This is a genomic window from Steroidobacter sp., assembly GCF_036406195.1.
Lineage (GTDB): Bacteria > Pseudomonadota > Gammaproteobacteria > Steroidobacterales > Steroidobacteraceae > Steroidobacter.
In genome coordinates this window covers 1-7,731 of record NZ_DASWVW010000021.1, presented here as the reverse complement: position 1 = coordinate 7,731, position 7,731 = coordinate 1, and the positions used below count along the sequence as shown (strand labels likewise).

Annotated in this window: 4 protein-coding genes; 2 read left to right on the top strand and 2 right to left on the bottom strand. The window is 60.9% G+C overall.

Annotated elements, in window-relative coordinates; genetic code table 11:
• Positions 1-110 precede the first annotated feature (110 nt).
• A complete protein-coding gene (locus tag VGE08_RS10165; protein ID WP_331067763.1) occupies positions 111-4,586 on the top strand; it encodes a hypothetical protein in 4,476 nt (1,491 codons plus the stop codon).
• A gap of 265 nt (positions 4,587-4,851) precedes the next feature.
• On the opposite strand, the gene VGE08_RS10160 is transcribed toward VGE08_RS10165, so the two are convergent.
• Both VGE08_RS10160 and VGE08_RS10155 read right to left on the bottom strand, forming a co-directional pair.
• On the bottom strand, positions 4,852-5,286 hold the full coding sequence (locus VGE08_RS10160) for a TA system VapC family ribonuclease toxin (RefSeq protein ID WP_349258669.1): 435 nt from the start codon (positions 5,284-5,286) through the stop codon (positions 4,852-4,854).
• Complete coding sequence (locus VGE08_RS10155; RefSeq protein WP_331067761.1) at positions 5,287-5,520, bottom strand: CopG family transcriptional regulator; 234 nt, start codon at positions 5,518-5,520, stop codon at positions 5,287-5,289.
• 469 nt (positions 5,521-5,989) lie between these two features.
• Here VGE08_RS10155 and VGE08_RS10150 point away from each other — a divergent pair, with 469 nt between their 5' ends.
• On the top strand, positions 5,990-7,612 hold the full coding sequence (locus tag VGE08_RS10150) for a hypothetical protein (protein ID WP_331067760.1): 1,623 nt from the start codon (positions 5,990-5,992) through the stop codon (positions 7,610-7,612).
• The last annotated feature ends 119 nt before the right edge of the window (positions 7,613-7,731 follow it).

The window sequence follows — 7,731 nt, the reverse complement described above, 5'->3', positions numbered from 1 at the left end:
CGATGCAGGTGTTCCAGCCACTCGTTGATCCGCTGGGCACGTGCGCCTTGCTTCGACATGTCGTTCTCCTTCGGTTGAGAAACGACACACCCCATCAGATCTGCGATCAGATGGGCAGGCTGCGGAAGATCGAGCGCTTACTGGCAACCCGCTATATCGCGCTCGATCGCCGGTTCTCGCCCTACGAACATGGGGATGCGAGCGATTCGCGGGACTTCTCGCGCCTGCTCGATCCCGCCTACGGAGCGCCCACATGGTCGGACTTATTAGAAAGACGACGGGTGGTAGTGCTTGCAGAGCCTGGCAGTGGAAAGACGGTTGAACTCGAGGAGCAGGCGCGCCGACTACGAGCGGCGGGTCGATTCAGCTTCTATGCCACCCTGCAGAATATCGGCCGGTTTGGATTCGACGGCGCTCTGCATTCCTCCGAGCGCCTGCAGGCCTGGCGCGATGGACAAGATCCGGGCTGGTTCTTTCTCGATTCCGTCGATGAAGCCAAGCACGCACATATTCGCCTGCGGGATGCACTCGAAGCGGTCGCCACCGGCATTGCCGGGGCGCTCGGCCGTGCGCATATCGTGCTCTCGGGCCGACACACGGACTGGGAGTTCCGCAGCGACCTTGAGCAGCTGACGACGCTGCTGCCTCTGCCGCCACCCGACGCCGACGTGGCACCGATCGACCCCAATGCGCTCATCGCCAAGTTCGTGCGCAATGAAAAGCCGCCGCGCCAGCCATCGCCGCCTGTGGAGCTTCCCTCTGTCGTCCTGATGGAAGCACTGGACCGCGCACGGGTTCAACAGTTCGCGCGCGAAAAGGGCGTGGTTGACATTGACCCCTTCACCACGTCACTCGACAAGGCGAACTTATGGCGCTTTGCGCGCCGACCGCTCGACTTGGAATGGCTGATCGATGAATGGCGATCGCGCAAACAGTTTGGCCCGTATCAGGACATGCTCGAACGCAGTCTGCGTCACCGGCTACGTGAAAGTGATGCCCAGCGTGCGCGGCAGGACTCGCTCAGTGTCGACGATGCTTTCGCCGCCCTCGAGCGCATCGGCGCCGCACTCATCCTCCAAAGGATCGAGTACGTGCAAGTGCCCGATACGGCAATCGACCTCGCGGAGGGACGTGAGGGGCTGAGCCTTGCTGACGTGCTACCGGACTGGTCGGACCATCTGACGAGGCTTCTACTCAATCGAGCCGTTTTCGATCCCGTGGTATCCGGCCTCGTCCGCCTCCATCACGACAACGAGGGATCAGTCCGCAGCTTTCTGGCGGCGCGCTGGCTGAAGCGGCTGCTCGGCCGCGGATGCCCGAAACAGACGGTCGCGGATCTCCTTTTCGCCAACACATATGAGGTTCAGGTGATCATCCCGTCGATGCGGGAGACCGCCGCGTGGCTTGCGTTGTGGGATTCGGACACGGCAAACGAGATCCTGCGCCGTGAACCGGATCTTTTGATGAACGCCGGCGATCCGGCGAGCTTGCCGCTCTCGGTTCGAGAGCGAGCGCTTCACGCGGTCGTCACGCAAGCCAAGGGACAGGAACGCCTCGATTACTACAACGAAGATCAGTTGCAGCGGTTCAGTCGAGCAGATCTGGCCCCCACCATTCGCGCGTTGTGGCGCAAGCACGAAGCGTCGCCGACAGTCCGTCGACTGCTGCTGCTCATGATTGCGCTGGGCGATCTCACAGACTGTGCCGATCTCGCCATTGCTGCCGTCTATGCCAATCACGCCGATCGGCGTTCGCAGCGCCTTGCGGCTCGGGCATTGCTCGCCGTTGCGCCCGACGCAGACCGCCGAAGCTACGTCGAACGTCTGCTCGCCAATGTGCAAAGCGTCGAGCCGAGGTTGATCTGGGATGCAGTCGATCGCCTGTTTCCACGGCTCGTCTCCGTAGACGAACTCGCGGGGCTCGCCAGACAGCTCAACGTGGAGCATGCACGCAACGCCGATTTCGATGTGCTTGCCGCACGACTCGCCGATCGCCTGAACGATGTGAAACTTCTCGAACGGCTCGGCTCGGGTTTCCAAACATTACTCGCCAGCGAGGACGATGCAACCGACGACTCGCACGATGCGCTGTACAAGGCGCTCGAATCTTGCGCGATGCGTATTCTCAAGCTGCTGAAACCAGATCAAACATCCGACATCGCTATGGAGATTGCGCTGCGACTGAGTCAGCGCGGGCGCCATCCTCGAAAGCAAGACAAGCTGCGCGAAGCCATCTTCGCCAGCCCTATTCGGCGCCGAGCACTGCTGTGGTACGCCGCACAGTGGTTTGCCAACGACCCGCACCTCGACGGCAAGCCCGTGACGGAGCACTGGCAATTTCGAGGCATGGGCTTTCCGCTGGAACTGCAAGCCGGCGATGTCGACTGGCTGCTTGAAGATGCCGCCAAGCGGGAAACACCATCCGAACGCGCACTGGCGGCGGACACGGCCATCACGCTCGCAGGCTCCCTCTCGTGCACAGACCATGTCATCGACCGGTTGCAGCCCATTGCCGCGCGCTTCTCCGAAGTAGCCGCGCTAATCCGTGCAAGGACAAAGCCCGCGAAGCTTTCTTCACAAGAACGTGCAAGACAACGGAAGTGGCAGCATCGACAGCGACAGACCGCCATCGAGCAGGCGAAGGTCGAGAAATCCTGGATCTCGTTCGCGGACAACCTCCGCTCCAATCCCGAACAGCTGCGCTCGCTGAAGCCGCCGACCGAGAAAGGGATCGATGCACGGCTATTCAATCTTTGGAAGCTTCTCTCTTCGATCGGCGAGAACCGGTCACGGTACGCGATCGACAGTCTTGACGTACTCTCCCCGCTGTTCGACGCATCTGTACGATCCGCGGCAGAGGATGCGTTCATAGGATACTGGCGGCAGCGAAAACCACGGGTCCAGAGTAGCCGCGCACCGAACGAACATCATCTGGTGTATCCGTTCGACAGCATCGGGATCGTGGGCGTGACACTCGAAGCAGCTCGCAACGCCAACTGGGCGCAGTCGCTCGACCATACCGACGCGGTACGCGCAGCCGAGTATGCGACACTCGAGCTCAACGGCTTTCCGCCATGGCTCGCCGTCCTTGCGCGAGCGCATCCTGACGCTGTACGTGAGGTGCTGATCCGCGAGCTCCAACCGGAACTCAAAACGGAAGACCCCAACGTGCACTCGGACCTGCTGCAGGACATCGCACGGGACGAAGCGGTCGTCGGCGCGCTGGTCGCAGAGGACCTCTTTCGGACGCTACGCGACTCCACGACCCTGCCTTCGCTGATCCTGCGTCGCGTCCTGGACATCCTGTCCGTGTCGTATCGAGACACCCAATATGCTGATCACTTGCTAGAGCGCATCGAGCAAGCCCCCGCTCGCGGTGAACTCGCGATCTACTTCGAGCACCTATTCCGTGTGGCGCCGAAATCTGCGCAGCTGGCATTGACACGAAAACTGGCGCGACTCAACCAAGAGGAGCAAACACGACTCGTACTTGCGCTGTTGCCACGCCTTGCGGGAAATGGCTACGACATCCCGCAGGTCCTGCGAGATCTGCCGTTCGACACATTACAGGACCTTGTGCGCATCGCCTACCGCGCTGTTCGCATCGAAGACGACAACGATCACAGCGATGAGGAAAGCTACACCCCGGATGAACGCGACGATGCGGAGGGCGCACGGTCCGCGCTCTTGCGCTTCCTCGTCGACACGCCAGGGCTTGCAACGTATCGGGCAATTCAGCGCTTCCGCAAAGATCGGAGCGTTCCAATCGGTGATCAACAACTGGCGAGTCGAGGTGTCCAGCGAGCCGCCACCGATTCGGAGTACGCACCATGGAAATCCGTTGATGTTGTCGCCTTCGAACAAGATCACTTGACCGCGCCTCGAACGACCGCAGATCTGCAGCGTGTGTTGGTCCGGCGTCTGGCAGACCTGCAGCATGATCTGCTTAATGCGGACTTCCCGCAGGGACCTGCGCTCGCGCGCGCGCCTTCAGAGAAAGATGTGCAGATCGCAATCGCGCACGCGTTGCGCGAACGCCAGGGGCGCAGCTACTCGGTAGAGCGCGAGCCTCATGTCGTCGACGAGAAGGAGCCGGATATCCGCGCCCGCGCGAAGGTGACGGACGCGAGTGTTCCGGTCGAGGTGAAACTGGCCGAAAGCTGGTCGTTGCCCGAACTCGAGCACGCGCTGTCAAGGCAGCTCATTGGGCGCTACTTGCGCAGCCGCAATGGCCGGCACGGGATTCTTCTCCTCATACATCAGCGCAAACGCGGCAAAGGTTGGCGATTCAAAACCGGGGGCTGGCTGACAATCGGCGATGTGGTGACGCGCCTGCGATCAATGGCGCTGCGCGCCGCCGCGAAAGATCCATACGCCCCACAAGCCGCTGTTGTTTTGATCGACGTGTCGTCCGCGCAAAGCACACGAAGTAAAGACACTCGAGCATCGCGGCAGGCGAAAGGCCGCAAAAAGCTGCCATCCAAGCGCAAGTCATCAGATACGCAAAAGCGAAAGAGTAAGACGTCGCCGAAGAGAGGCACGAAGCCCACCCGACCACACACTCACCGGCGTCGAGCGAAACGATGATCCACGCGGCTTCTTCGAGCACGAGTGCCCGTGGATCGATGCCCCCCTGCAAGCCTCCCCGTCGATGCTATCTGAAAGTTCGAGCGAGGCATTCATGTGGCCGCCCCTCCACATCATTCCCTCGCATCTTGCCCACCTGTGTGCGTGTTCCGTCTGCCGTCGTCGGGCCAACGAGATCAAAAGGGCCGCAGCGCGGTTCGTGAGTGAATATTGAACGCTGCTTGCTGTGGATCCGTAACTAGCTGGGTAATCCTAAATTGGCCGGTCACCCTGCAAGTTGGACTAGATGTTCCATCGTTGCACCGACCACCGCCGTTGGTCGGATTCCCTGATCGAAGGTAACCAATCGGCCGTTATTCCTGACGGCGAGCGCAAGCAGATATCGGTCAGTGATCTGCTTCGGCCCGAGCAGCTCGCCGGAACTGAAGACTTCTGCATCTGTGAGGCTGACATCATCGGGCCAGAAACGGTAGTACTCGGTCGCCTTCGCCATCGCGAGGCGTTGCAGAATTGCGGCTACGGGCAGCGGGTTTGGATAACCGGTGCTAGCCATGATACGCGCCGTACCATTTTCCGTGATCGGACAGGAAGCCCAGCCGTGTTCGAGGTGCGTAGCAAACCAAGAGGTCGCAACGGCGTGGCCGACGTGGTCGGTATCGAGAAGCGCGATCAGAACGTTGACATCGAACAAGGCACGCACTTAGTAGGCGTCCTGTTCACGTAGCCGATCGATCTGTTCGTTTGTGACCAATCCGCCTCGACTCTCGAAAGGCACGAAGCCGCCGATTCCGGGACGGGCCGATACGGCCGGCGCACTGGTGAGCGCACGGCGGGCGAGCTCGGACAAAACAGCGCCGGCCGTTCGATCCGATTGTCGGGCGAGGCTCTTGGCCGCCTCCAGAACGTCATCATCAATATCCAGGGTCGTACGCATCGTTAGGTCCTCCTGGGAGTCAATTGTACGCATCAGATGCAGTTGCATCAAATGCAGCACCGAGGCAGGTAAGTTATTGTTTTTAGCAGCACCCCGCGCATTGTGTGACCCGCTCCCGTGCTCCGGGCACACACAAGATGTTGTGGTGACCTATATCGGCCCGCGCCACCCGACACAGCGCGACCCCGCGCCAAAGCGCACCAACAACGGCTGTTAAAACCTTGATTTTACTGCGAACGCTGCCGGCGTGGTGCGCCCGCTCGGGAGCCTTGACGCACTTTTGACGCATCACTACGCTGTGCGCCTTACACGATAGATTGTGTCTGCAGATCGCACGTGCCCCAACGGAGGCAGGCGACACGCAGAAGCAGCCGTCGTTGGCCGATGGGCGAAGCACGGATAATGCGCGAACAAAAACAGGCAACGTTCGCACGCCGTCCAGGCCCAGTCCCCTGTCCCAGGCCACCTGATGAACCAACGAAGCGAATCCGCGCGTCTCGTACGCGCCCGTAAGCCGGAAATCCTCGTCGACCTGTATGGCTGGGGTGCCGACGTCTTCGAAGAGATCTGTTGTGACCTTTTCTTCGATGAGGTGGGCGTCAAGAACCCGGAGCGCTACGGGCGGCCACGGCAGAAGCAATTCGGTGTCGACCTGGTCGCCGACCGCCGCGACGGCACCGGCATCGATGCGCTCTCCTGCAAGTGCTACAAGTCCATCCGGCCAGAGCAGATCCGTAAGTTTGCCGATGAGTTTCTCGACCATTGGGGGACTCACTGGGCAACTCAGTGCGTGCGGCGCTTTATTCTGTGCATCGCTTGCGACCTGCGCGGGCTTGAGCGCCGCGCAGAGATCCAGGCAGAAAAAGCGAGATTCAAAGCGCTCGGCATTGAGTTTGAAATCTGGGCGCAGCGCGAGCTCAGCATCCGGGTTCGCCGCAGTCGAGAACTCGCTCGGCAGTTCTTCGACCCATTTCCGACCAACGATCCGGCCCCTCCCCCGCTACAGGTTGTGGCAAGCGGACCGGCAGGACTGATTCAAAGCGCCGTCATCAGCCAGATCGGCGCGTTGCAATCCGCTGTCGAGCAGGCCGTCGCGGCAACCCTGGATGAGTCACGCCAGCTCATGCTTCGCGGTCAGCATGAAAAGGCCCGCGAGTTGTTACTTGCAATTCGAGGTGATTTGGTTCGATGGAGTTCTCTTGGCCCGGCGGTCCAGGCCCGCCTGCTGAGACAACTGGCGGTCCTTGCGCTCAATCAGCGGCTGATCCAGGAGTGCCGCACCCTCCTGGAGGAAGCCAACTCGCTCGCGCCTGAAGAAGAGCCACGCGTTCAAGCATTACTCGCATTGCGGGAAACAGGATCCAGCGCGGCGCTTCAAGTGTTAGCCAGCCCGAAGAGCAAGGACGGAGCGATGCTGCGCGCTGGGTTACTCATCGAAGCTGACCAGATCGCTGACGCAGAAGTGTTGCTGCAGGAATGGAGTACCCTCAAGAATGTAGATGCAGAGTGGCATCGCTTGGCTGCGTTCATCGCCTGTCATCAACGCCGTCGTGAAGATGCATTCCAACACGTCCTCACTGCAGAGCGCTTGGCGCCGGATTGGGTTCCCATCCTGGAGATCGGCGGGATCGTGCGCTACGCGTGCGCCCTGTCGGCGGCAGTGCCCTTTCGGATAGGCTCGGTCCCGGAGCCGGTCTCCATCGACCTCGCCCGCGTCGATGACGAAAGTCAGGCCCACCTCCAGCACGCCGCCGACCGGTTCGCACTGCTGTGCGAGCGCATTCATGATCCTGAATCTCAGAAACGCTGGCGACTTTGGAAGTTTGCGTGTGGCGCTCTGATGGTCGATCGCGAAGCGCAGGCCAAGCTCGAATGCCTGCGCCTCATCGCTGAAACGCCGACCTCAGCAGTGGCTATCTTTTGGGCGCTCACGAACGGATATGCGCTGCCATCGGACACACTGCGTCGAGTCGAGCAGCAGCTGCGTCGGGATCCACCATCGATCGATGACCTGCAGGCCGCGGTCGCGCTGGCTGATTACAAGCGCGACTTCAAAAAGGCAGCGGCCATTGAGCCTGCGCAGATTAATTGAGTCATCACCCCGGGGATTCTGATCACGGTCGATGAGGCAGCACGGCTCAGTGCCCTCACGGATCGTGACCGATTCGGCGATCGTAGGGGGGCTCAGCTCGCTGGGGTTGGGTCGAGCTT

Coding starts and splice junctions, on each gene's coding strand:
- VGE08_RS10165 (WP_331067763.1), top strand. CDS start 111: ATGGGCAGGCTGCGGAAGATCGAGCGCTTACTGGCAACCCGCTATATC.
- VGE08_RS10150 (WP_331067760.1), top strand. CDS start 5,990: ATGAACCAACGAAGCGAATCCGCGCGTCTCGTACGCGCCCGTAAGCCG.
- VGE08_RS10155 (WP_331067761.1), bottom strand. CDS start 5,520: ATGCGTACGACCCTGGATATTGATGATGACGTTCTGGAGGCGGCCAAG.